The organism is Streptomyces sp. SM18 (assembly GCF_002910775.2).
GTDB lineage: Bacteria > Actinomycetota > Actinomycetes > Streptomycetales > Streptomycetaceae > Streptomyces > Streptomyces halstedii.
The window spans coordinates 2,150,256-2,172,129 of sequence record NZ_CP029342.1 but is presented as its reverse complement, the minus strand read 5'-3'; the positions used below and the strand labels follow the sequence as shown (position 1 = coordinate 2,172,129).

Sequence of the window (21,874 nt, the reverse complement as noted above, 5' to 3'; positions counted from 1 at the left end):
TCGTGATTTCGACAGCCATTCGCCTGGCCCGTGTGGGCAGTCGGTCAGAACTCGCGGCGGCGATACTGATGATGCTGGGCTACCCCTGCATCATGGTCGCGGCACTTCTTCCCGACATCTGGTTCTTCGCGGCGGCCACGGCTGTCACGTACGTCAGCGACTGGTACCTGCACCAGCGCGGCAGCTATCTCGTCAACCGGCTGAGCAAGGTGCGGGCGGGACTGCCGATCCGCTTCCTGCTCCGCCAGCTGATGGTCATCCTCCTGCTGGCCCGGCTGGACCTCGCCGAGGAGCCGCTCTTCTTCGTCGCCGTGGCCTGCTTCCTGGTCTTCTACGGCCTCCAGGCACCGCACGGCGCGCTGACGACCCTGCTCCGGCTGCGCCGCACCATGCCGATCGTCACCCGCAACGTGGACCTGCACGCCGTCCGCATCCCCGACGCCCCGCCGCAGCGGCTGCTGCACCGGTCCGCGGAGAAGATGCTCCACCTCGACATCCCCGCGATGGCCGGTTTCGTCGTCGCCGCGCAGACCGGCAGCGTCGTCTTCGGTTACGCCGGCGCGGCCCTCACCCTGCTCCTGGGCGTCGCCTACAACGCTGCACTCCTCCCGTACGTGCGGCGCGGCCGCCTGGCGCCTCCGGCCCCGGCGGTGCTGAAGGCGCTGGACACCTGGATGCGCGAGTACCGGCCGACCGTCGTGCTCTACTTCTCCGGCTCGGCCGAGTCCGCCTACCAGGGCAACATGTGGCTGGAGACCATGGCCGCCGTCGAGGGGCGTCCGCTGATCGTCATGCGGGAGCGTAACCTCGTCCCCCAGCTCGCCGACACCTCCGTCCCCGTGGTCTGCGTCCCGGCCGGTACCCATCTGATGAACCTGGACCTGTCCACGGTCCGGGTCTGTCTGTATCCGGCCAACGTCGGCAAGAACATCCACATGCTGCGTGTCCCGACCATGAAGCACGTCTTCATCGGGCACGGCGACAGCGACAAGCTCGCCAGCGTCAACCCCTTCTCCAAGGTGTACGACGAGGTGTGGACCGCCGGCCGTGCGGGCCGCGACCGGTACGCCCTGGCCGACGTGGGCGTCCGCGACGAGGACATCGTGGAGGTCGGGCGCCCGCAGCTGGCGCCCATCGAGACCTGGACCGGCACCACGAAGAACCCGGTCCCCACGGTGCTGTACGCCCCCACCTGGGAGGGCTGGGACGACAACCCCGGCAACACCTCCCTGCTGCTGGCCGGGGAGAACATCGTGCGCGGACTGCTGAACGCGGACCGGCCCGTCCGCGTGATCTACAAGCCGCACCCCTTCACCGGTATCCGCAGCGCCAAGGCCAAGGCCGTCGACTTCAGGATCAAGGCCATGATCGGCAAGGCCGCCCAGGAGCGCGCGGCCGACCCGCGCTGGGTGAAGGAGGCGTCCTCCGCCGCCGCCGGACTCCGTGCCGCCCGGGCCGAGCTGGCCGGCATCGAGGCCCGGCTGGACGAGCTGGTGAAGCCGGGCCGGGCGGGCGGCGACGACGCGGAGGAGTCGCGCGTCTCGCTCGCCGACCCGGCGCGGCAGGCCGAGCTCGCCACGCTGCGTGCCGCGTGGGACGACGCCTACTGGCGCACCTTCGGCTGGTGGGAGCACCGGACGGTGGACGGCGCGCAGCCGAAGCTGTACGACTGCTTCAACCAGTCCGACGCCATGGTTTCGGACATCTCCAGCGTGGTGTCCGACTTCCTCGCGAGCGGCAAGCCGTACGCGGTCACGGACTCCGCCCAGCTCGGGGCGGAGGAGTTCAAGCGGCAGAACACCGCCGTACGGGCCGCCGTCATCCTGTCCAACGGTGCCGAGGAGCTGGGGCAGCTGCTGGACGCCGTCAACGACCCGGCCACCGACCCGCTGGCCGGGCCGCGCCGGGAGCTGAAGCGCTACCTGCTGGGCCCGGACGAGCCGACCTCGATGGAGCAGTTCAACGCCGCCGTGCGGGCGCTGACCGCGAAGGCCGAGGCGCGCAACGCGGGCGTCGCCCAGCGGATCGGGGAGCAGGCCGGGCCGACGCCGGACCCGGAGGCGTCCTCCAGCGGGGCGGGCGACGGCGAGGCGGAGAGCGTGGCCGCGGCCACGACGGCCGCCGACCCGGACGTGCCGTAGGCGGACGCGGGCAGCGGCGGGGAGACCCCGTCGGTGCGCTGATCCGGAGATAACCCTGGCCTGATATCGATTATCGGGCAGATGTCCGAAAAAATTCTCGATCGTGAGGCAACCCGCGCAACGGCCCGTCCGTCTCCTCCTGCGGGAGGGGAACGCACGGGCCGTTTCGCGTGTCTGTCCACGAGGTGCGGCATGAATTGTCGTTCCATCGTCTCTCCTGATCAATATGGAAATCACGGACCGGGGAACGATGAGCAGCAACGCACCGGATGTCAGCGTCGTCATCGGCGCCTACCAAGCGATGCCCTATCTGATCCGCTGCCTCGAATCCGTCGAGGCGCAGACACTCGGCGCCGGGCGCCTGGAGATCATCGCCGTCGACGACGGCTCCACCGACGGCACCGGGGAGTACCTGGACGCCTTCGCCGCGCGGACCGCCATCGACACCAGAGTCGTCCACCAGGAGAACTCCGGCGGCCCCAGCGGCCCCCGTAACACCGGCCTCGCCCTCGCCCGCGGCCGCTACGTCTTCTTCCTGGACGCCGACGACTACTTCGGCGAGGAGGCGCTGGAGCGCATGGTCGCCATGGGCGACCGGGCCGGTACGGACGTGGTGCTCGGCAAGGTCGTCGGCGTCAACCGGGGCGCGGCCAAGTCGATGTGGAAGCAGACCGTCGAACGCGCCGACATCTATTTCTCCCAGGTCAAATTCACGCTGAGCGCCCAGAAACTCTTCCGGCGCGAACTCCTCGTCCGGCTCGGGATGTCGTTCGACGAGAAACTGAAGACCGGCGAGGACGCCCTCTTCACGCTGGAGGCCTATCTGCGGGGCAACGGCGTTTCCGTCGTCGCCGATTACACCTGCTACTACCTGGTGGGCCGCGAAGACGGTAAACACGTCACCAAGAGCGGGAGTTACGAACTCCGCTTCGATTCCGCCCGCGCCCTGACGGGCCTCATCGCCGAGCACGTCCCGCCGGGGCCCAAGCGGGACGCCCTGATGGTGCGCCCGTTCGTCATCACCCTGCTTCCCCAGTTCGGACCCGGGTTCCTGAAGCAGTCCGCCGCGGTGCGGAAGAGGAAGATGGAGCTGGCCGCCCCGCTCATGGCCCAGTACTGGACGCGCGGACTGGCCGGCTCCCTCAAGGTCCAGGAGAGACTGCGCCTGATCTGCGTGGCCAAGGGCCGCCCCGACCTGCTCATGGACATCCTGCGCTTCGTCAAGGAGGGCCGGGAGCCGGAGATCGTCCGCGGAGAGCGCCCCGCCCGGCTCTGGCTGGCGTACCCGCACTTCCGCGAGGGCCCCGAGCTGCCCGAGTCGGCGTACCAGGTGCGGGTGACCGAGTGGCGGAACGGCAAAAGGATCGATCCGCCCGTCGCGGCTGCTTCCTCCCTTGTGCACCGTTTCGTCCGCAAGGCCCGAAGGGTCCTGCGGGCAGTCCGCCCCGCACCGCCGGCACGGCGGGCCTGAGGGGGCGCGGGAGGCCCCTCACCGCCCCCGAGCAGCGGATCGCAACCGAGGGCGGCTGTCATGTGAGGGGGGTCACGGCTTACTGTGGAGCAACGATGAGGCCCTATTATGCGTCTCAGTCACGCCCCGTCTTCCTGGGGTTCACCTCTGCAGTCCCCTCGGAAAGGCCCTCTCGCCGTGGCGTCCCGAACCGTCGAAACCATTCCTGAAGAGCTCAACCGGCTCATGAAGTACTTCCCGGAGACGCCGGTCGAGGAGCGCCCCGCCTTCCACAGCGCGGCGAAGGAGTTTCTGGCGCAGGCCGCCCCCAAGCTCGCCCGGAAGTTCTCCCCGATCGCACGGGTCAAATGGCACCTCGCCGCCACCGGACGCGGTGACGAGCTCGTCCGGCTCCTGGAGTACGAACGCGCCAACCCCGGAGCCTTCGCCGTACGCGGCCTGCGGCGCGCCCGCATCGAGCTCCCGGGCATAGAGAGCTCCTCACTGCCCCCGGCGGTGCGCAACTTCACGCGCAAGGAACTCCCGGTCCGCAGCAAGCTCCTCGGCCTGGCCTGGCGCAACGGGCGTCTGGACGTCCGCGGGTACGCCTACATCCCCAACATCCCCTCCGCCACCGGCAAACGGTCGCTGCGCGTCGCCGTGCTCCGCCGCCAGGGAAGCAAGAGCGCCATCCCCCTGCGGCTGCGCACCGTCCTGGAACCCAGGGCGACCACCGAGGCCAAGAGCGCCCACCACCACTACGACTGGTCCGGATTCGAGCTCAGCATCGACCCCGCGCGCCTGCGCACCCGCGGCCACTGGCAGCCGGGCACCTGGCGCCTGGGCATCGGCATCCCCCGCCCCGGCGGCATGTCCGTGGGCAGCGTCCTCAAGGGCAACGCGGGCGCCACCGGGCACAGCTCCGTCCGCGTCGTCGACGACGGGGTGCGGGTCGTCACCGGATTCGACCGCAACCGGCTCAAGCTCACCGTGGACATCGTCCCGGCCGAGGTCGAGTCCCAGGAGGCGGACACCGACGGCATGTCGGTGACCCTGCGCTCCCGCGCCCTGGCCACCGCGGGCAAGACGCCCACCGCGCTGCGCCTGGACCACGAACCCACCGAGTACACCGCAGACTTCCCGCTCCAGGAGCTCGGCCCCGGCGCCGACGGCTGGATCCGGTTCACCGGACGGGTGCCCTTCGCCGGCCTGCCCGTCGACGGAGTCGTCGCCGGCAAGGCCAGGACCTACCGCGCGTTCATCGTCTTCGCGGACGGCACCACACGCCGGGCCACCATCGGCCAGGGCCTGCGCACCGGCGTCCGGAAGCTCGAAGGCGGCCTGGAGTTCGCCGTACGCACCGACGGGGCCGGCAACTTCTCCCCGCAGATGCGCGTCCCCCAGCCCCTCGTCGACCGGGCCGAGTGGTCCGACGGCGGCGAACTGGTGCTCTCCGGCACCTACTCCGGGCCCGCCGAGACGATGAAGTTCGTCCTGCGGCACAGCGGCCGCAACGAGGACAAGCCGTTCCCGGTCGAGTTCGCCGACGGACGCTTCACCGCCCGTGTGACCCCCGACGTCATGCCGGCGCACGAGGGCACGCTCTCCCTCCGCGCCGGACGCTGGCTCCCCTTCCTGCGGGCGCGGGACGAGTGGGACCACCGGCACGACGTCCCCGTGACGATCCGCCCCGACCTCATCGGCAGCCTGCCGCTCGGCCACCAGGGCGCGCACCGCGCGTACACCGTCGAGCGGTTCGAGTACGACCGGATCTTCCTGGAGTCGGGCCCGGTCCTGGACGACGCACTCCGGGGCGCCTACCGGCAGGCGCAGATGCGCCGGCGGTTCAGCACCGAACTGCGTGAGCTGCCGCTGCGGGAGGCCGTGCTCTACAACAGCTTCGGCGGAAAGCAGTTCTCCGACTCCCCGCGCGCGGTCTACGAAGAGCTGGTGCGCCGCGGCACCGACGTCGAGCACATCGCGATGGTCCACGACCAGCAGGTCGTCCTGCCGCCCGGCGTGCGCGGCGTGGAGTGGGCCAGCGAGGAGTGGTACGAGGCCCTGGCCCGCAGCCGCTACATCGTCACCAACGGCGGCATCCGCGAATGGTTCGTCCGCCGCGAGGGCCAGGTCGTCGTCCAGACCTGGCACGGCACCCCGCTCAAGCGCATCGGCGCCGACCTCCTCGGCACCCCCCAGGCCAACCTCGCCTACATCGGAAGCCTGCCCCAGCGGTCCCTGCAGTACAGCCTGTTCATCACGCCCAACGCGTTCACCACCCCGATCATGACCAACGCCTTCCGGCTCCAGTGCGAGGTGCTGGAGGCCGGATACCCGCGCAACGACGTCTTCCACGCCCCGGACAGGGTGCGGCGGGCGGCGGCCGTCCGGGAGAAGCTGGGCATCCCCGCGGGCAAGAAGGTCGTCCTGTACGCGCCCACCTGGCGCGACGACCAGCGGTACGGCGGGCGGCGCTTCAAGCTCGACAACCGGATCGACGTGGACGCGGCGCGCAAGCGCCTGGGCGAGGACCACGTGCTGCTCTACCGCAAGCACCACAAGGTCCTCGACAGCATCCCCGGCGCCGGCCAGGGCTTCGTCTGGGACGTCACGTACTACCCGGACATCGCCGACCTCTACCTGATCGCCGACGTCCTCATCACGGACTACTCCTCCGTGCTGTTCGACTTCGCGCACTCCGGCCGGCCGATGCTCTTCTTCACGTACGACCTGGAGCACTACCGGGACACCCTGCGCGGGTTCTACTTCGACTTCACCTCGCGGGCCCCCGGGCCCCTGCTCAAGACGTCCGACGAACTCGTCGACGCGATCCTGAACATCGACGACGTGACCGAGAAGTACAGAGAGAAGTACGACCGGTTCAAGGCCGACTTCTGCGAGCCCTCCGACGGGCTGGCCTCGGCACGCGTCGTCGACCGGATGCTGGCCCTCGGCAACGGGTGAGCGGTGTCCGGCGGCGGTACCCGGCACCGGACATCCGGCTGCCGGCACCGGCTCCCGGCCTCCGGACCACCGGCACCGTCCGGCGCCCCCTCCGCTGTCCACCGAGCGGAACGGGAAGGCGCCGGACGGTGCCGTTCGCGTACTGTGCTGTGCCGGGGAGAGGCCGCTCCGGTCCAGGACGCGGACGAGGCCCCTGACGTGGGACCCGGCTCCGACGCGGTCCCGGCGCCGGCCGCCGGTCCTCCGGGCGGTGTCGTCGGGCAACCGGGCGGCGGGCCCCTTGGGGAGGCTCCGGGCGAGCCAGAGTGTGAGGAAGTACGTGTCAGCTGCCAGGCCGGGCGTGACCGGCGCCCGCAGGATCGTCGTCAAGGTCGGGTCCTCCTCACTCACCACCGCGGCGGGTGGCCTCGACGCCGACCGGGTGGACGCCCTCGTGGACGTACTCGCCAAGGTCAGAGGCGGCGGGGACCGCGAGATCGTCCTCGTCTCCAGCGGCGCCATCGCGGCCGGGCTCGCCCCGCTCGGCCTCGTCCGCCGGCCCAAGGACCTGGCCCGCCAGCAGGCGGCCGCCAGCGTCGGCCAGGGACTCCTGGTCGCCCGCTACACCGCCTCCTTCGCCCGCTACGGCGTACGCGTCGGACAGGTGCTCCTCACCTCCGACGACACCAGCCGGCGGGCCCACTACCGCAACGCCTACAGCACCCTCGACCAGCTCCTGGAGATGGGGGCGCTCCCCGTCGTCAACGAGAACGACACCGTGGCCACGGACGAGATCCGGTTCGGCGACAACGACCGGCTCGCCGCGCTCGTCGCCCACCTCGTCCACGCCGACCTCCTGGTCCTGCTCTCCGACGTCGACGGCCTCTACGACGGCGACCCCAGCACCCCGGGCACCTCCCGCATCGCCGAGGTGAGCGGCCCGCAGGACCTCCAGGGCGTCACGATCGGCAGCGCGGGCAAGGCGGGGGTCGGCACCGGCGGCATGGTCACCAAGGTCGAGGCCGCCCGGATCGCCACCGCCGCCGGCGTACCCGTCGTCCTGACCTCCGCCAGCCGGGCCGCCGACGCGCTCGCCGGCCGTGACACCGGGACCTACTTCCACCCCACCGGACGGCGCTCGGCCGACCGGCTGCTCTGGCTGGCCCACGCCTCCACACCGCGAGGCGCCCTCACCCTCGACGACGGAGCCGTACGGGCGGTCGTCGAGCGGCGCACCTCGCTGCTGCCGGCCGGGATCTGCGGGGTCGAGGGCGAGTTCTCCGCCGGTGACCCGGTGGAACTGCGGGACCTGGCGGGCAGCGCGGTCGCCCGGGGCCTGGTCAACTTCGACGCCAAGGAGATCCCCCAGCTGCTCGGCCGCTCCACCCGCGACCTGGCACGGGAACTCGGCCCCGCGTACGAACGCGAGGTCGTACACAGGGACGATCTCGTCGTCCTCACGTCCCGTCCGGCCCCCTGAAACGGCCGAAAGTCCAGCCTTCGGGCGGAGACCTTCACGAAAACCGCCCCAAGCCGGGCCCTGGCCTGGTCAACTTTGTCACGGGGACACAAGGGGTCAGCACAGCTACACATTCACAGGAGGCCGCCGGTGAGACGAGCGCGCCCGGGGGCGCCGCCCCGCGGAACGGGCAGCCGCGCCCTGACCAGTGTCGGAGCGGGACCCGATTTCGTCGGCCCACGCACCGACCAGAGCCTTGAGCAGGAACCGGTGGTGACGGACGAGCAACAGACCCGGTCCAAGCTGTGGCACATCACCCTCAGCGTCTCCGGCGGCGAGGTCCCGCTCAAGGAGGTCAGACGGGGGCTCGAACAACTGGCCCACGATCACCCCTTCCTGCTGACCAGCCGGTACGCCAACGACCACGCGGAGATCCGCTACTGGGAGGAGGCCCGCGACCTCCACGACGCCGCGGCGGTGGCGCTGCGGCTGTGGGGGGAGCACCGGTCCAGCGCGGGGCTGCCGCCCTGGGCGATCGTCGGGCTGGAGGTCATCGACCGGGAGACCTACCACCAGCGCGTCGCCGAGGGATACGGACCGCCGCCGGCGGCCCCGGTCGGGGTGCATCCGTACTGATCAGGCCGCCTGTCAGGCACCTGGCCGGGCAGGCGGCCGGGCCGTCGTTGGTTGCCTGGCGGCGGGCCTGGCCTGATCCGTTCTTGCGCTGGTGCGCACGGTCTCGCGTCGCGTCGGTCGCACCGCGGACCGGACGTGCGATGTGCCGGGGGTCCCGGACCGGAGTCGGGCGCGATCCGGGCACGTCCAGGCGCGGTCCGGGCACCGGGACGTCCGTCTCGTATCACGAAATGCGGGACTGCCGCCCGCGGCGGGCGCACTACCCTGCGGGCATGACCACGCTCTCGCCGTACGACAACATGTCCCCGGTCGTCCAGGCCGCCTACCGGGCCCGTGCCGCCGCCGCCGAGATCGCGCCACTTCCGCGCGCGGCCAAGGACGACGCGCTGCTGGCGATCGCGGACGCCCTGGAGGTGCGTACCGCCGAGATCGTCGCCGCCAACGCCGAGGACGTCACACGTGCCCGCGAGGCCGGGACGAGCGAGTCGATCGTGGACCGGCTGACGCTCACTCCGGAGCGGATCCGGGCGATCGCCGCCGATGTGCGGGACGTGGCCGCCCTGCCCGACCCGGTCGGTGAGGTGGTCCGCGGCTCGACCCTTCCCAACGGCATCGACCTGCGCCAGGTACGGGTGCCGCTCGGGGTGGTCGGCATCATCTACGAGGCCCGCCCGAACGTCACGGTCGACGCCGCCGCCCTCTGCCTGAAGTCCGGCAACGCCGTGCTGTTGCGCGGCTCGTCCTCGGCGTACGCCTCCAACACCGCCCTCGTGCGGGTGCTGCGCGACGCGGTGGGCGGATCCGGTCTCCCCGCCGACGCGGTGCAGCTGGTGCCGGGCGAGAGCCGCGACTCCGTACGCGAGCTGATGCGCGCCCGGGGCCTGGTCGACGTGCTGATCCCCAGGGGCGGCGCCTCACTGATCCGGACCGTGGTGGAGGAGTCCACCGTGCCCGTGATCGAGACCGGCACGGGCAACTGCCACGTGTACGTGGACGCGCAGACCGATCTGGACATGGCCGTCGAGATCCTGATCAACTCCAAGGCCCAGCGGCCGAGCGTCTGCAACGCCGCCGAGACCCTCCTGGTCCACCGGGACATCGCCGCCGACTTCCTCCCACGGGCCCTGGACGCGCTGGCCGAGGCGGGGGTGACCGTGCACGCCGACGAGCGGGTGCGCGCTTACGCCGAGGGGTCCAAGGCCACCGTGGTGGCGGCGGTCCCGGAGGACTGGGAGACCGAGTACCTCTCGTACGACATCGCCGCCGCGGTCGTGGACTCGCTGGACGCGGCCGTGGCGCACATCCGGCTGTGGTCCTCCGGCCACACCGAGGCGATCGTCACCACCTCACAGGCGGCGGCCCGCCGGTTCACCCAGTTGGTGGATTCCACCACGGTCGCCGTGAACGCCTCCACGCGCTTCACGGACGGCGGCGCGTTCGGCTTCGGCGCGGAGATCGGCATCTCCACGCAGAAACTCCACGCCCGCGGCCCCATGGGCCTGCCCGAACTGACATCGACGAAGTACGTCGTCACGGGCGACGGCCACATCCGGTAGCCCGCGCCCGGGTCGTCCGGGCGGGAGCGGCCCCGGCAGAGCGGCCCCGGGCGGGAGGGCCCCGGGCCGCTTGGGCACGCCGTCCGGGCGAGCCGCGCCGGCGCGGACCGGTTCAGGCGCCCGGCCCGCGCCCGCGCACCTCGGCCCGCGCCCCCCAGCCCGCGCGCACGCCCCCGGACCGCGCACAGACGGGGGGCGAGTTTGCGGGGTCTCTGCCCAAAACCCCCCGCCGGGGCTACGCTGAACCCGTGCCGGACGACGTGGGGGGCGGGCCGTTCCAGGACGGCCGGGAGCCCGACGACGACCGCGGGGGCGCGGACAAGGACTTCGCCTCCGTGGTGTTCGACGAGGACTTCGTCCGGTCCGCCGAGATCCATGAACCCAGCGCGGTCGAGCGGCTGCTGGCAGCCGCGCAGGCACGTGCCGAGGCGGAAGCCAGCCGGGCACGCTCCGGCGGCGGCTCCATGGACGACGACCCCTACGACGACGACTACGGGCCGGACGGCCTGTACGGCCGCGAGAGGGGCTTCGGGGGCGCCTTCGACCCCGACGGTGTGGACGAGGACGAGGACGGCCCCTACGGCCGCCACGGCGGCGCCCTGCGCCCGTACCGTGGCACCGCGCGCTGGCACCGGCCGATCGCCTGGATCCTCGCTCTGCTGATGGGGATCGGGATGGTCGCTCTGGCCTTCAGCGCCGTCTACCGGGGCGCCTCGGAGAACCGGCAGGAACCGCTGCCCCAGCCGACGACGAGCGGGGTGGACAAGCCGGTCGTGGCCCCCTCCGCCTCGGCGGACTACTCCCGCCCGGCGGTCTCCGCCGTTCCCCGTACGCCCTGAGGGGCCTGCCAGTCCGGTGGCCTAACCAGACGCCTTCCCGACTGCGCTCCCACCTGCGCCGCGTTTACCTTGAGGACGATCGGCCCACCCTGAAGGCAGGACCCTCGTGGTCCTCTCCCCTTCTTCCTCCCCCCCCCGCCCCCACGTCCCCGCAATCGCACGTCCCCGCAATCGCACGTCCCTGCAATCCCATGCCCCTGTGTCGAACCCCGTGACGGACAGGTCCGCTCGACGCCTTTCGGCTGAGGCGGAGGCGGAGACGGATCCCGCGCCGCCCCCGCCGGCGGCGCGGAGATCGGGAGAAGCCATGACAGGCCGCGGAGAACCGCCGGAAGGACCCCCGGAGCCGCCGGGCGGCGAGGACGAGTACCGCTCACTCGTCTTCGACGAATCGTTCGTACGCGCTGCCCGGCTCCAGGAGTTCTCCGCGCGGGAACGGATGGGCGAACCGGCCCGCGCCGTGCGCTCCGTGGGTTCCCTCACCGGCCGGGGCACCCGCCGGCGCTCCAGGGCCGCCGTTCTTCTCGTCCTGTTGATCACCCTCGCTTTCGCCACCGCCGTCTACATCGGCTTCCGCAACCCCTATCCCAAGCCCGTCGGCCGGCACGTCGAGCCGCTGAGGACCACCGTGATCCCCCTCGCCCCCCAGGACGCCGTGCCCGGCGGCGCACCCGACGACTTGTTCTCCGGGGGGCCGGCCGCGCAATTCCCGACCGGCGCCTCGGGCGTCAACCTGCCGCCGGTCCGGCGGACCGAGAACTTCTCGAACAGCCAGGTCACCGCCGCCCTGGCCACGGTCAAGGACTACCTGGTCGCGTCGTCGCTCGACCCTGACGTGCTCTCCGGCCGGATCGTCCGGCCGGTCGGACGGCTGCTCGACCCGGACCAGACCGCGCAGTTCGACCGGAGCATGAGCGCTCCGGCGGACGACGGCCGCCACACGGCCACCGGCTGGCTGGTGCGCTTCGACCCCGCCGACGTGGAACTGGCCGACACCGACATCCGCGTCCAGGGCAGCCTGTCCTACGCCGAGACGGGCTCGGACACCCTGGAAGTGGTGTCCGACCACACCTTCACCTACGCGCTGCGGCCCGCGGCCTCCGGCCCGCACCGGTCCGACGACGCCTCACTGTTCACCGTGCGGCGTGAACTGCACTTCGTCATCGACCGGGAAGATCTCAGGCTGCACCGGCTGGAGGTGCACAGCGCCTACGTACAGGCCGGGCCGCAGTCCTGTTCGGCCGACGCGGCGGGCGCCCTGCGTCCGCTGCTCGCCGGTGAGCGCGCGGACGACAGGGGACCGGACGGAACCGACCCGTACGCCACGGGCCTGCCCAAGGCCGGGCTCTGCGGGACCCTGACGGTCAGCTCTCCGCCCCAGGGCCCTCCTCCTGGTCCGCACGCCGCCACGTCCCGTCCGAGCCGCCCGTAGCGTCCTTGGTCGTGGCCCCGCCGCCGCGCCCGGAACCGCCGCCGCTGCCGCCGGCCGCGCCGGTGAACTTGTCACGGAGCTTGCCGCCCAGGTCGCCCGCGCCCCCGGCGATGTCACCGACCAGCTTCATCAGCGGGTCCTTGCTGGTGCGCACGGTGTCGGCGTAGTGGGCCGCGGACTCCCGGAAGGAATCGGTCACCGAGGTGTCCTTGTCCTCGTCGCGCCTCGGGTAGTGGCCGTCCACGATGCGCTGGTAGTCCCGGGTCTCGGACCACTTCTTCAGCTCGGCCGCCCGCACCGTGGTGAACGGATGGGAGCGAGGCAGCACATTGAGGATCTTCAGCACGGAGTCCCGGAGGTCCCCGCCCTTCTCGTACTCCTCGGCCTGGGCGAGGAACGCGTCCACGTTCATCTCGTGCAGGTGGTTGCCACCGGCGATCTTCATCAGTCCGCGCATCGAGGCCTTGATGTCCTGCCCGACCAGCAGCCCCGCCCGGTCCGCCGACAGCTCCGACTTGCGGAACCACTCGCGCAGGGCCGTCACGATCGCCATGATCGCCACATTGCCCAGCGGGATCCACGCCACCTTGAGGGCGAGGTTGGTGAGGAAGAGCAATATCGTGCGGTACACCGCGTGCCCGGAGAGCGCGTGGCCCACCTCGTGACCGACGACGGCGCGCATCTCCTCCTCGTCGAGCAGCTCCACCAGCCCGGTGGTCACCACGATGATCGGCTCGTCGAGGCCGATGCACATGGCGTTGGGCCGCGGGTCCTGGTTGACGTACATCGGCGGGACCTTCTCCAGGTCCAGGATGTAACAGGCGTCGCGCAGCATGTCGTTGAGGTGCGCGAACTGGGCGTCACTCACCCGGACGGAGTCCGACAGGAACAGCAGCCGGAGACTGCGCTCGGGCAGCAGTCCGCTGAGGGCCTTGAACACGGTGTCGAAACCGCTGAGCTTGCGCAGGGCCACGAGGGCCGAACGGTCCGCCGGGTGCTCGTAGGCCCGGGAGGAGATTCCCGGGTAACGCCTGCGCTGCCTGCTCGGCACGCTCTCGTGACTGTGGTCGGTCATGGATGCCCCCTGTTCGTACGAGATGACGCTCGTCCCCCTGACAGATGCCAGCGTAGGCGCTGGCGCTACGGTGTGCGGGGGGCTGTGGACAACCTTGAGGAGCGCCCGGAATGTCGCACACCGCCGTACTGCTCGCCGCCGTGTCCGAGGACCAGGGGCCGGGCAACACACTCCGCGTCGTGCTGCTCGTCTCTCTCCTGGGAGCGGCCCTGCTCGCCTGGTTCCTGTTGCGCGGATACCGCAACGACGACAACAACGACTGAGTCGGCGTGAGGGTGCCCGTGGCCCCCGCATACGATGTGGGCGATGTCGTCCTTCCGACCCCCGATCGATAGGTCCCGAAGAAGATGAGCCTCACGAACACCGCGCAGCAGCTGGTCACCCTCGCTGAGGGCGAGGGCGGCGGCAACCACGAAAGCCTCAGCCCCTACGTCACCGGAGCGGGCGCGTTCCTCGTGCTGATGTTCCTGCTGTGGATCACCACGCGCTTCAACCGAGACCGCTGAGGCAGAGGGCGAACAGCCGTGCCAGTAGGGTCTGCACGCATGGGAGAGCAGCAAGTGCCTACCGGCGGCGGCAAGCGCAGACTCGGCGTGATGGGCGGGACGTTCGACCCGATCCATCATGGACACCTGGTGGCGGCCAGTGAAGTGGCCGCCCAGTTCCACCTCGACGAGGTCGTCTTCGTCCCGACCGGGCAGCCGTGGCAGAAGAGCCACAAGACGGTGTCCCCGGCCGAGGACCGCTATCTGATGACGGTCATCGCCACGGCGTCCAATCCGCAGTTCTCGGTCAGCCGCAGCGACATCGACCGTGCCGGGCCGACGTACACGATCGATACACTGCGGGATCTGCGTGACGTCCATGGCGACGCGGACCTCTTCTTCATCACCGGCGCCGACGCGCTCGCCCAGATCCTCACCTGGCGGGACGCCGAGGAGCTCTTCTCGCTTTCCCACTTCATCGGTGTGACCCGGCCGGGTCACCTGCTGACGGACGACGGACTGCCCGAGGGCGGGGTCTCGCTCGTCGAGGTACCCGCGCTGGCGATCTCGTCCACGGACTGCCGCGCCAGGGTCGCGCAGGGGGAGCCGGTCTGGTATCTGGTGCCGGACGGTGTGGTCCGCTACATCGACAAGCGCCAGTTGTACCGCGGCGAATGAGCCACGGAGAGGGGCACCGGTGAACGACCGACCAAACCCGTACGACCCGTACTACCCGCAGCAGCCACAGATCGTCGGCTACGACGAGTACGGTCAGCCGGTCTATCAGCAGCAGGCGCAGCAGCAGTACGACCCGTACGCGCAGCAGCCCCAGCAGGCTCAGCAGTCCCCACAGGACGGGCAGACCCAGCAGGGCTACGGGACGGCCCAGGGCTACGGCTACGACCCGTACGGGGGCACACAGCAGCAGTACGACCCCTACGCACAGCAGATCCAGTCGCCGCCGGCGCAGCCCGGATACGGCTACGACGACGGCGGCCACGGCGGCTACGGGCAGGACACCGGCGGCCAGGCCGCCGTGGACAGCACCCAGCAGTGGGAGGCGGCGGCCGTCACCGCCCCGGCAGCCGCCCCGCCGCAGCCGGAGCCGCCGCGCGAGGCCGAGCCGGCACCCGACGCCGTCGTCCCCGAACAGCGGCGCGCCGACCGCGACTACCGCACCGAGCAGTTCTCCTTCATCGAGGAGCCCGACGAGGACTCCGAAGACGTCATCGACTGGCTGAAGTTCACCGAGAGCCGCAGCGAACGGCGTGAGGAGGCCCGGCGCCGGGGACGCAACCGGCTTGTCGCGCTGATCGTCGTCGCCGCCCTCGTGGTGGTCGGCGGGGCCGGCTACCTCTGGTTCGCCGGCAAGATCCCCGGCATCTCGGGCCAGGACGAGGGGAAGACCACCGCCACCGGCCCGCAGCAGCGGGACGTCATCGTCGTCCACCTGCACAACACCAAGAAGGGCGGCACCTCCACGGCGCTGCTCGTCGACAACGTCACCACGAAGCGGGGCACCACCGTCCTGCTGCCCAACTCGCTCTCCGTGGCCGCGGACGACGGCTCCACCATCCCGCTCGGCGAGTCCGTCGACGACGACGGGTCCGCCGGTACCCGGGAGGCGATCGACACCCTCCTCGGCACCCGGATCAGCGGGACCTGGCGGCTCGACACCCCCTACCTGGAGAACCTCGTCGAACTCGTCGGCGGCATCGAGATCGACGCCGACACCGACGTGCCCGACACCAAGAAGAACGCCGATCCCCTGGTCACCAAGGGCGAGCGCCAGGCACTCGGCGGCCCGGCCGCCGTCGCCTACGCCACCTACCAGGGTCCCGACGAACCGGAGACCAAGCAGCTGACCCGCTTCGGGGAGGTCATGCGCGGCGTGCTGCGCAAGATGTCCGAGGAGCCCGAGGCCGCCACGGTCACCGTGGCGACGCTCGCGCAGATCCTCGACCCGTCGCTGCCCGAGAAGGACCTGGGGGCCTCGCTCGCGAAGCTCGCCGGTCACGCCAAGGTCGGCGACTACAAGACGGAGCTGCTGCCGGTCCAGGACGACGGGACCCTCACGGCCGAGGCGACGGAAAGCGTCGTCAAGGACGTACTGGGCGGCAAGGTCACCAGCCCGGAGAAGGGCGACACGGTGCGCGTCGGCGTCCAGAACGCCACCGGCGTCGCGGAGGCCACCCAGAACGCCCGGGTGCGGCTGGTCAACGGCGGTTACGCCTTCGTCGACGGCGGCACGGCGGACACCGAGCCGTCCTCGGAGGTCCGCTACCGGACCGAGGAGGACAAGGCCGAGGCGGTCGAGGTCGCCAAGACCCTGGGTCTGCCGGCGAGCGCGGCGAAGAAGGCCGAACCCGCCGCCAACGCCGACGTGTCGGTCGTCCTCGGTCAGAACTACAAGATCCCGGATTAGGCGTCGTCAGGCTGTCGGCGGTCCGTGAGACCCTAGGGGTTGATCTGACCGCCGACGAAAGCCTGCATGTGACCGCCACGGACCGCTCCATCGAGCTCATCAACGCCGCCGCCCAGGCCGCGGCCGACCGGCTCGCGCACGACATCATCGCCTACGACGTCAGCGACGTCCTGTCGATCACCGACGCCTTCCTGCTGGCCTCGGCTCCCAACGACCGCCAGGTCAAGTCGATCGTCGACGAGATCGAGGAGCGGCTGCAGAAGGAGCTCGGCGCCAAGCCGGTCCGCCGCGAAGGCGACCGGGACGCCCGCTGGATCCTCCTCGACTACGTCGACATCGTCATCCACGTCCAGCACAGCGAGGAGCGTGTCTTCTACGCCCTCGAACGCCTGTGGAAGGACTGCCCCGAGATCGACCTCCCCGAGGACGCGATCAGGACCCGGGGCAAGGCCGAGGAGCACGCCCAGCTCAACGGCGGCGTGGAAGGTGACCAGAGCTGAACGGCAGCGGGAGCGGCAGGGGCCGCAGGATCGTCCTCTGGCGGCACGGCCAGACGGCATGGAACCTGGAACGCCGTTTCCAGGGTTCCACCGACATCGACCTCACCGAGACGGGCCTCGGCCAGGCCCGCAGGGCCGCCCGGCTGCTCGCCTCGCTGAGGCCGGACGCCATCGTCGCCTCCGACCTGCGACGGGCCGCGGACACGGCGGCCGAGCTCGCCGCGGTCACCGGCCTCGCGGTCGTCCACGACTCCGCCCTGCGTGAGACGTACGCGGGCGCCTGGCAGGGGCTCACGCACGAGGAGATCGTCGAGCAGTACGGCGGGCAGTACGCCGCCTGGAAGCGCGGCGAGCCCATTCGCAGGGGCGGCGGTGAGCTGGAGACCGAGGTCGCCGACCGGGCCGCCCCGGTGGTTCTGGAGCACGCCGGCGCGCTGCCCGACGCCGGCACCCTGGTCGTGGTGAGTCACGGCGGCACCATCCGGACCACCATCGGCCGTCTGCTCGGCCTCGAAGCGCACCACTGGGAGGGCCTCGGCGGCCTCTCCAACTGCTGCTGGTCCGTGCTCGGCGAGGGCGCGCGCGGCTGGCGCCTGCTGGAGCACAACGCCGGGACCCTGCCCGAACCGGTCCTCGGCGACGACGACTAGGGCGTGCCCGCGGGCCGCTCCCGGGCGGCAGGGGCCGGATTTCACTTTCCGGCAGGTCACAGGCTAAAGTTCCTCTTGTTCGCAGCGCGGAAACGCAGGGAAACACAGCGAACAGCGGGGCTATAGCTCAGTTGGTAGAGCGCCTGCATGGCATGCAGGAGGTCAGGAGTTCAATTCTCCTTAGCTCCACAGTCAGGATCCCGTCCCCGGCAGGGGGCGGGATCTTTTGGTACGCGTGCTGGCTTCCGCGGGCGCGGTACACGCTGCCACCGCCTCGGGGCCCGGTTCCCGGCCGTTCTTCACGACAAAGGTGGTCACCGGCTCTCGGCGGGCTGACCCGCTCGCGGGGTCATGGCAGAATCGGAGCGCCGGAGGGGCGACGGACCGATCGGGAGGGAGCGCGATGCCTGCGAGCCGCGTACGGGTCCCTGACCTGCCCCTCGTCCCCACGACATCACCGGGCTCGGCCGCCCTGCCGGAGGACTCCTCCGCGTGTACGGCCCGCCGCCGCTCCCGGAGCTGACCGGATGGGTGCACACAGGCGGAAGTGCGACTGGTGCGGCAGCGGTACGCCCATCGTCCGGGACATGGACCCCGTCAACACGCGGTACCAGTACTGGTGCGAGGAGTGCGCGCGGGCGCTGATCATAAAAGGCGACCCCATCGAGACCTACCGGGAGCTGGAGGGGGAGCCCATCTACGGCAGGCTCCTGGAGGAGCACTGCACCCTCAAGCGCTTCTACTCCTTCGCCACGGCCTGAGACGGACGGCCTGAGACGGGCGGGCTGAGCGGACGGCTTGAGGCCGGTGGCCTGTGGCGGACGGGGCCGACGGGCGCTGCCGGCGGCGGTGGAACCGGGCGGAACCGAATCGATTTTTGATGCACCGGGTGGACCGTGTAATGTTCTCGATGTCGCCGGGGGAACCGGGCGGCAAAGGCGAGGGGCTATAGCTCAGTTGGTAGAGCGCCTGCATGGCATGCAGGAGGTCAGGAGTTCAATTCTCCTTAGCTCCACAGTGGAGAAGCGGGTCATCCGAATCGGGTGGCCCGCTTCTTGCGTCGTAGCCCGCACCTCGGCGTCACGTCCCGCTCTCTGTCCTGTGCGCCGTTCCCTGTCGTGGTCGACCGGTTCGGCCCGTGGGGGAGGCGGCCCCGGCGGCGCGGATATCGCGGACGTCGCTCCGGGCCCGTGCGGTACCCTGGCGCCATGCGTGCCGTACGCCTTCTGCTTAGCGAGCCGCGCTGACGACTACCGACCGGTGAGAACGCCTGGTCGGACTCGGCGCGGCGTCCCCTCCTGTGCGAGGGGATTTTTCGTTTCCGTAGACGTGTGTCCGTAGACGTGTGTCCGTGGACGTGGGCGCCGGCAGATGACGATCGATGGAGCTTGAGGATCATGAGCGAGACGAACAACGCGGCCGAGGTGGCCGCGCCGCACCGCTATACGGCCGCGATGGCCGCCGACATCGAGGCACGCTGGCAGGACTTCTGGGACGCCGAGGGGACCTACGAGGCCCCGAACCCGACCGGTGAGCTGGCGGGAGACCCGGCGCTGGCCGCCAGGCCCAAGAAGTTCATCATGGACATGTTCCCGTATCCGTCGGGAGCGGGCCTGCACGTCGGTCACCCCCTGGGGTACATCGCCACCGACGTGTACGCCCGCCACCAGCGGATGACCGGCCACAACGTCCTGCACACCCTGGGCTTCGACGCCTTCGGCCTCCCGGCGGAGCAGTACGCGGTGCAGACGGGCACCCACCCGCGGACCTCGACCGAGGCCAACATGCGGAACATGAAGGTCCAGCTGCGCAGGCTGGGCCTGGGCCACGACAGGCGCCGCTCCTTCGCGACGATCGACGCGGAGTACTACAAGTGGACCCAGTGGATCTTCCTGCAGATCTTCAACTCCTGGTACGACGCCGAGGCCGGCCGGGCCCGCCCGATCGACGAACTGGTCCCCCAGTTCGAGAGCGGTGAGCGTGCCACCCCCGACGGCCGCCCCTGGGACGCGCTGAGTGCCGTCGAGCGCGCGGAGGTCCTGGGCCACTACCGCCTGGCGTACGCCTCGGACGCGCCCGTCAACTGGTCTCCCGGGCTGGGCACCGTGCTGGCCAACGAGGAGGTGACGGCCGACGGCCGCTCCGAGCGGGGCAACTTCCCGGTCTTCAAGGCCAAGCTGCGCCAGTGGAACATGCGCATCACCGCCTACGCGGACCGCCTGCTGGACGACCTGGACGGGCTGGACTGGCCCGAGGCCATCAAGCTGCAGCAGCGCAACTGGATCGGCCGTTCCGAGGGCGCGCGCGTCGACTTCCCGGTCGACGGGGCCGGTGACATCACCGTCTTCACCACCCGCCAGGACACCCTGTTCGGCGCCACCTACATGGTGCTGGCGCCCGAACACGAGCTGGTGGAGCGGATCATCCCCGCGGCCTGGCCCGAGGGCACCCACCCGGTGTGGACCGGCGGACACGCCTCCCCGGCCGAGGCCGTCACCGCGTACCGCAAGCAGGCCGCGGCCAAGTCCGACGTGGAGCGGCAGGCGGAGGCCAAGGACAAGACCGGTGTCTTCACCGGTGCGTACGCCACCAACCCGGTCAGCGGCGAGAAGGTCCCCGTCTTCATCGCCGACTACGTGCTGATGGGATACGGCACCGGCGCGATCATGGCCGTACCGGCGCACGACGCGCGCGACTTCGCCTTCGCGCGCGCCTTCGAGCTGCCGATGCGCTGTGTCGTCGAGCCCTCGGACGACCGTGGCACGGACACCTCGACCTGGGACGACGCCTTCGCCTCCTACGAGGCGAAACTGGTCAACTCCGCCAACGACGAGGTCTCGCTGAACGGTCTGGGTGTCGTCGACGCCAAGGCGAGGATCACCGAGTGGCTGGAAGCACACGGCGTCGGCGAGGGCACCGTCAACTTCCGCCTGCGCGACTGGCTGTTCAGCCGCCAGCGCTACTGGGGCGAGCCGTTCCCGATCGTGTACGACGAGGACGGCGTCGCCCACGCGCTGCCCGAGTCGATGCTGCCGCTGGAACTGCCCGAGGTCGAGGACTACTCGCCGCGCACCTTCGACCCGGAGGACGCCGACACCCAGCCCGAGACCCCGCTGTCCAGGAACGCCGACTGGGTCCACGTCACCCTGGACCTGGGCGACGGGCCGAAGAAGTACCGCCGCGAGACCAACACCATGCCCAACTGGGCGGGTTCCTGCTGGTACGAGCTGCGCTACCTGGACCCGACCAACGACCGGCGGCTGGTCGACCCGGAGGTCGAGCAGTACTGGATGGGCCCCCGGGAGGGGCAGCCCAGCGGTGGCGTGGACCTGTACATCGGCGGCGCCGAACACGCCGTGCTGCACCTGCTGTACGCCCGCTTCTGGTCGAAGGTGCTGCACGACCTGGGGCACATCTCGTCCTCCGAGCCGTTCCACAAGCTGTACAACCAGGGCATGATCCAGGCCTTCGTCTACCGGGACAGCCGTGGCATCGCGGTGCCGGCCGCCGAGGTCGAGGAGCGCGACGGCGCCTACTACCACCAGGGCGAGAAGGTCAGCCGTGTCCTGGGCAAGATGGGCAAGTCGCTGAAGAACGCCGTCACCCCCGACGAGATCTGCGGCGAGTACGGGGCCGACACCCTGCGGCTGTACGAGATGGCGATGGGACCGCTGGACGTCTCCCGCCCGTGGGACACGCGTGCGGTCGTCGGCCAGTTCCGGCTGCTGCAGCGGCTGTGGCGCAACATCGTCGACGAGGAGACGGGCGAGGTCACCGTCGTCTCCACCGAGCCCGACGAGGACACGCTGCGGGCCCTGCACAAGGCGATCGACGGCGTCGGCCAGGACATGGCCGGAATGCGCTTCAACACGGCCATCGCCAAGGTCACCGAGCTGAACAACCACCTGACCAAGGCGGGCGGCCCGCTGTCGCGCTCGGTCGCCGAGCGGCTGGTGCTGCTGGTCGCGCCGCTGGCCCCGCACGTGGCGGAGGAGCTGTGGCGGCGGCTGGGCCACACGGAGTCCGTCGTGCACCAGGACTTCCCCGTCGCCGACCCGGCGTACGTCGTGGACGAGACGGTGACCTGTGTGGTGCAGGTCAAGGGCAAGGTCCGGGCCCGCCTGGAGATCTCCCCGTCGATCTCGGACGAGGAGCTGGAGGCGCTGGCCCTGGCCGACGAGAACGTCGTCGCGGCACTGGGCGGAGCGGGCATCCGCAAGGTGATCGTGCGGGCACCGAAGCTGGTCAACATCGTCCCCGCGTAACGGCGCTTTCCGGCCGCC

General features: G+C 70.8%; 17 protein-coding genes and 2 tRNA genes. 18 read left to right on the top strand and 1 reads right to left on the bottom strand.

Annotation, left to right across the window (positions count from 1 at the left end):
- Positions 1-2 precede the first annotated feature (2 nt).
- From B9S64_RS09720 to B9S64_RS09685, 8 genes are all read left to right on the top strand, one after another.
- A complete protein-coding gene (locus B9S64_RS09720) occupies positions 3-2,141 on the top strand; it encodes a hypothetical protein (RefSeq protein ID WP_103490201.1) in 2,139 nt (712 codons plus the stop codon).
- A 250-nt stretch (positions 2,142-2,391) separates the two neighbouring features.
- The gene (locus B9S64_RS09715; protein WP_103490202.1) at positions 2,392-3,612 is read left to right on the top strand and encodes a glycosyltransferase family 2 protein; all 1,221 of its coding nucleotides are present in this window, start codon (positions 2,392-2,394) and stop codon (positions 3,610-3,612) included.
- Positions 3,613-3,837: 225 nt separating this feature from the next.
- The gene (locus B9S64_RS09710; RefSeq protein WP_103490203.1) at positions 3,838-6,555 is read left to right on the top strand and encodes a CDP-glycerol glycerophosphotransferase family protein; all 2,718 of its coding nucleotides are present in this window, start codon (positions 3,838-3,840) and stop codon (positions 6,553-6,555) included.
- Between the two features lie 340 nt (positions 6,556-6,895).
- The gene (proB, locus tag B9S64_RS09705; protein WP_103490204.1) at positions 6,896-8,014 is read left to right on the top strand and encodes a glutamate 5-kinase; all 1,119 of its coding nucleotides are present in this window, start codon (positions 6,896-6,898) and stop codon (positions 8,012-8,014) included.
- A 129-nt stretch (positions 8,015-8,143) separates the two neighbouring features.
- Entirely contained in the window at positions 8,144-8,629 is a 486-nt protein-coding gene (locus B9S64_RS09700; RefSeq protein ID WP_028439743.1) for a hypothetical protein, read from the top strand.
- Positions 8,630-8,901: 272 nt separating this feature from the next.
- Complete coding sequence (locus B9S64_RS09695) at positions 8,902-10,185, top strand: glutamate-5-semialdehyde dehydrogenase (protein WP_103490205.1); 1,284 nt, start codon at positions 8,902-8,904, stop codon at positions 10,183-10,185.
- A 248-nt stretch (positions 10,186-10,433) separates the two neighbouring features.
- Positions 10,434-11,024, top strand: a complete 591-nt coding sequence (locus B9S64_RS09690; protein WP_103489284.1) for a hypothetical protein — start codon at positions 10,434-10,436, stop codon at positions 11,022-11,024.
- 307 nt (positions 11,025-11,331) lie between these two features.
- Complete coding sequence (locus B9S64_RS09685) at positions 11,332-12,456, top strand: hypothetical protein (RefSeq protein ID WP_103489285.1); 1,125 nt, start codon at positions 11,332-11,334, stop codon at positions 12,454-12,456.
- On the opposite strand, the gene B9S64_RS09680 is transcribed toward B9S64_RS09685, so the two are convergent.
- Complete coding sequence (locus B9S64_RS09680) at positions 12,389-13,531, bottom strand: M48 family metallopeptidase (RefSeq protein WP_103489286.1); 1,143 nt, start codon at positions 13,529-13,531, stop codon at positions 12,389-12,391. The two genes, B9S64_RS09685 and B9S64_RS09680, sit on opposite strands and share 68 nt — an antisense overlap.
- 110 nt (positions 13,532-13,641) lie before the next feature.
- On the opposite strand from B9S64_RS09680, the gene B9S64_RS34410 reads away from it, so the two are divergent.
- The 10 genes from B9S64_RS34410 to leuS all read left to right on the top strand — a co-directional run bounded on the left by B9S64_RS34410 (position 13,642) and on the right by leuS (position 21,856).
- Positions 13,642-13,794, top strand: a complete 153-nt coding sequence (locus B9S64_RS34410; RefSeq protein ID WP_037631822.1) for a hypothetical protein — start codon at positions 13,642-13,644, stop codon at positions 13,792-13,794.
- 84 nt (positions 13,795-13,878) lie between these two features.
- The gene (locus tag B9S64_RS34405; RefSeq protein WP_037631821.1) at positions 13,879-14,037 is read left to right on the top strand and encodes a hypothetical protein; all 159 of its coding nucleotides are present in this window, start codon (positions 13,879-13,881) and stop codon (positions 14,035-14,037) included.
- Positions 14,038-14,076: 39 nt separating this feature from the next.
- Positions 14,077-14,694, top strand: a complete 618-nt coding sequence (gene nadD, locus B9S64_RS09675) for a nicotinate-nucleotide adenylyltransferase (RefSeq protein WP_028439748.1) — start codon at positions 14,077-14,079, stop codon at positions 14,692-14,694.
- A 19-nt stretch (positions 14,695-14,713) separates the two neighbouring features.
- Entirely contained in the window at positions 14,714-16,441 is a 1,728-nt protein-coding gene (locus B9S64_RS09670) for an LCP family protein (protein WP_109492022.1), read from the top strand.
- A 68-nt stretch (positions 16,442-16,509) separates the two neighbouring features.
- Positions 16,510-16,941 (top strand): ribosome silencing factor, encoded by a 432-nt coding sequence (rsfS, locus tag B9S64_RS09665; RefSeq protein ID WP_103493084.1) that lies wholly within the window; start codon positions 16,510-16,512, stop codon positions 16,939-16,941.
- The gene (locus tag B9S64_RS09660; RefSeq protein ID WP_103493083.1) at positions 16,938-17,591 is read left to right on the top strand and encodes a histidine phosphatase family protein; all 654 of its coding nucleotides are present in this window, start codon (positions 16,938-16,940) and stop codon (positions 17,589-17,591) included. Before rsfS ends, B9S64_RS09660 begins: the two co-directional genes overlap by 4 nt.
- Positions 17,592-17,707: 116 nt before the next feature.
- A tRNA-Ala gene (locus tag B9S64_RS09655) sits at positions 17,708-17,780 on the top strand.
- 398 nt (positions 17,781-18,178) lie between these two features.
- On the top strand, positions 18,179-18,352 hold the full coding sequence (locus tag B9S64_RS34400; RefSeq protein WP_181387626.1) for a hypothetical protein: 174 nt from the start codon (positions 18,179-18,181) through the stop codon (positions 18,350-18,352).
- Between the two features lie 181 nt (positions 18,353-18,533).
- A tRNA-Ala gene (locus B9S64_RS09650) sits at positions 18,534-18,606 on the top strand.
- Positions 18,607-18,988: 382 nt separating this feature from the next.
- On the top strand, positions 18,989-21,856 hold the full coding sequence (gene leuS / locus B9S64_RS09645; RefSeq protein WP_103493082.1) for a leucine--tRNA ligase: 2,868 nt from the start codon (positions 18,989-18,991) through the stop codon (positions 21,854-21,856).
- The last annotated feature ends 18 nt before the right edge of the window (positions 21,857-21,874 follow it).

Coding starts and splice junctions, on each gene's coding strand:
- B9S64_RS09715 (WP_103490202.1), top strand. CDS start 2,392: ATGAGCAGCAACGCACCGGATGTCAGCGTCGTCATCGGCGCCTACCAA.
- B9S64_RS09710 (WP_103490203.1), top strand. CDS start 3,838: ATGAAGTACTTCCCGGAGACGCCGGTCGAGGAGCGCCCCGCCTTCCAC.
- B9S64_RS09695 (WP_103490205.1), top strand. CDS start 8,902: ATGACCACGCTCTCGCCGTACGACAACATGTCCCCGGTCGTCCAGGCC.
- B9S64_RS09685 (WP_103489285.1), top strand. CDS start 11,332: ATGACAGGCCGCGGAGAACCGCCGGAAGGACCCCCGGAGCCGCCGGGC.
- B9S64_RS09680 (WP_103489286.1), bottom strand. CDS start 13,531: ATGACCGACCACAGTCACGAGAGCGTGCCGAGCAGGCAGCGCAGGCGT.
- B9S64_RS34410 (WP_037631822.1), top strand. CDS start 13,642: ATGTCGCACACCGCCGTACTGCTCGCCGCCGTGTCCGAGGACCAGGGG.
- B9S64_RS34405 (WP_037631821.1), top strand. CDS start 13,879: ATGAGCCTCACGAACACCGCGCAGCAGCTGGTCACCCTCGCTGAGGGC.
- nadD (WP_028439748.1), top strand. CDS start 14,077: ATGGGAGAGCAGCAAGTGCCTACCGGCGGCGGCAAGCGCAGACTCGGC.
- B9S64_RS34400 (WP_181387626.1), top strand. CDS start 18,179: ATGGACCCCGTCAACACGCGGTACCAGTACTGGTGCGAGGAGTGCGCG.
- leuS (WP_103493082.1), top strand. CDS start 18,989: ATGAGCGAGACGAACAACGCGGCCGAGGTGGCCGCGCCGCACCGCTAT.